Annotated in this window: 3 protein-coding genes; 1 reads left to right on the top strand and 2 read right to left on the bottom strand. The window is 61.5% G+C overall.

What is annotated here, in order from left to right; all coding sequences use genetic code 11:
• Together L9Z73_RS29035 and choX are read right to left on the bottom strand one after the other, a co-directional pair.
• The coding region (locus L9Z73_RS29035; protein ID WP_247408287.1) for an alpha/beta hydrolase fold domain-containing protein at positions 1–446 on the bottom strand (446 nt) is incomplete at its 3' end.
• Positions 447–480: 34 nt separating this feature from the next.
• Positions 481–1,428 (bottom strand): choline ABC transporter substrate-binding protein, encoded by a 948-nt coding sequence (gene choX / locus L9Z73_RS29030; protein ID WP_247408284.1) that lies wholly within the window; start codon positions 1,426–1,428, stop codon positions 481–483.
• Between the two features lie 314 nt (positions 1,429–1,742).
• Here choX and L9Z73_RS29025 point away from each other — a divergent pair.
• Positions 1,743–2,481 (top strand): PAAR domain-containing protein (locus tag L9Z73_RS29025; protein ID WP_247408282.1); only part of this gene is annotated, 739 nt, incomplete at its 3' end.

The following is a 2,481-nucleotide window of genomic DNA, read 5'->3' as shown; positions in this document are numbered from 1 at the left end:
ACCAGGCGCTGCAGATTGATCGCGTGCGGCGCCTGCCCCGCCTGGATCGCCTGCCACACCGCGCGACAGTCTTCATAAGCCGCCGGGAACGGGTGCTCCGGCGCCAGCCGATAGTCGATGGCGATCACCAGCACCTGCAACGCGCTGGCCAGCTCGAAACAGATGAAGTCATGGGAGTCCAACCCGCCGACCACCCAGCCGCCGCCGTGTATATAAAGAAGGCATGGCCAGCCGTTAGCCGGAGTGGACGTTGTGGGCAGATAACTGCGCACACCTACGCCAGCCAGGGAAAAGTCCGACACTTGCAGCCCGTCCGGTTGCGGTGGGGTGAACGCCTGGCACATGCGGTCGTAGTTCTGACGTACCGCTGCCAGGGAGGAGTCGTCGCAGGTAAAGGTTTCAGTCTTGGCGACGAACGCTGCAAGCTGTGCAGAAATTGGATACATGCGCAAGCGCTCCTACATCCAGACCCCATGGGCCTTAAGGTTTGAGGCTGGCCTGCACCGCCGCCACGCCATCGCCGCCATCAAACGCTGCAACCCCGGTCAGCCAGCGCTGCATATCCTCGGGATGATCGCGCAGCCATTGCCTGGCCACATCCTGCGGCGACTGGCGCGCCATGATCGGTACCATCAATTGGCTTTCCTGGGCGGCGGTGAATGTCAGGTTTTCCAACAACCGATTGGCGTTGGGGCAGCGCTCGCCGAAATCCGGCGCCGTGACCGTGGAGACGGTGGCACGCCCCTCATCGGGGCCGAACACATCTTCACTGCCGGTGAGGTAGGCCATTTTCATATTGATGTTCATCGGGTGCGGGGTCCAACCGACAAAAACCACGAACTCCTTGCGATTCACCGCCCGCTGCACCGCGGCCAACATCCCCGCCTCGCCCGAAGCGACCAACTTGAAACCACCCAGGCCGAAGCGGTTGGTGTCGATCATTTTCTGGATATCGGTATTCGCCCCGCTGCCCGGCTCGATACCGTAGATCTTTGCGCCCAGTTGCTCCTTGAAGCGGGCAATGTCGGCAAACGTCTTCAGTCCGGCATCGGCCACGTATTGCGGCACAGCCAAGGTGGCCTGGGCGTCGGCGAGGCTGGGCGTATCGAAGACCTTGACCTGCCTGGCGGCCAGAAACGGCGCGATGTTGTTGTCCATCGCCGGTTTCCAGTAGCCAAGGAAGATATCCAGGCGCTTGTCGCGGATACCGGCAAAGACGATCTGCTGCACCGCGCTGGTCTGTTTGCTGTCATAGCCCAGGCCATTGAGCAGCACATCGGCCATGCCCGAGGTAGCGACCACGTCGGTCCAACTGACGACGCCCATGCGCACGGTTTTGCAGGACGCCGGATCGGCGGCCAGGGCTTGAGCACTGAGCAGCGCGACGCCGGTGAGGGTCAGCAGATAGCGGTTGAACAGTCTTTTCATGAAAGAAGTCTCACTCGGCAGTTTTTATTGTGGGGAGTGGCGTCTGGTGCGCCGTCCACCCAACCTTACCGAGCGGGACTTCGGTAAAAGCGACCTGTGGCGACTGGCAGTTGCACCCAAGCGACCGCCCCGCGCTCACTGAAGCATATAGAACAGCCACTTTGCCCCCTTCAATCCTGGGATGACCAGAGTCGCGGGGGATTTGCCTGATTAACCTCAGGAGTATTCCTACAAAAGCATAGGAAAGTCTCACCTGAGCAATACCGCCACTGCGTGATTTGATCCGGGTCTTTTTCAGACACGGATCGTTACGCATGACCGACACGCCTTGGGCCGCCCGCGAGGGCGATGCGCTTCTGCACAGTTCCATGCTGGCCGACGTTTTAGGCGGAGTCCTGGAGATTGCCGCCAACGTGGCCGTGACGGCCTTGGCGACAGCGGCGGTGGTTGCGGCGGCGGGTGTCACCGTGGCGACTGGCGGTCTCGGCTGCGTTGTACTCGGCGCCGTGGTGGGTGCGGTGGTCGGCGTCGGCATGAGCAAAACCGGCGCGGATAAAGGCCTCTCACGATTATGTGAGTATTTCGCCAATGCCCTGTTTCCTCCCGTCATCGACGCCTTCATCAGCAGCGGTTCGCCCAACGTATTCATCAACGGCAAACCCGCTGCGCGGGCGGCTGGCAAAATCTCGGATGTAATCGCAGCGCCAGGTGGTGAGCCTGCTTATCTGGATATCGCTGAAGGATTTTTCTCTCAGCTATGGCGCCCTACGGTGGCCTCTCCGGTGGCGGGCGCGGTGCCTTGTCCTGGCGATAAAGTCGACTGCCATAAACACGCGCCGATGCCAGAGCAATACATGGCCGAGGGTTCCAGTCGCGTATTTATCAACGGCCAGCCCGCAGTGCGCAGTGGGGATCGCAGCACCTGCGAGGCCAAGGTTGGGACGGTACAGATTTCGCCGAATGTGATCATCGGCGGAGCGCCCGTGGTGGTTCGCGAAATCCGCAGCGGCAAGACGCCCGGTGTCGGGCTGGCGGTGACGGCGCTGCTGACGT

The sequence above is a fragment of the Pseudomonas emilianonis genome, assembly GCF_023072625.1.
In the GTDB taxonomy this organism is placed as follows: domain Bacteria; phylum Pseudomonadota; class Gammaproteobacteria; order Pseudomonadales; family Pseudomonadaceae; genus Aquipseudomonas; species Aquipseudomonas paraveronii.
The sequence above is the reverse complement of the archived record's forward strand: the minus strand, read 5'-3'. Positions and strand labels throughout refer to the sequence as shown.

Coding starts and splice junctions, on each gene's coding strand:
- choX (WP_247408284.1), bottom strand. CDS start 1,428: ATGAAAAGACTGTTCAACCGCTATCTGCTGACCCTCACCGGCGTCGCG.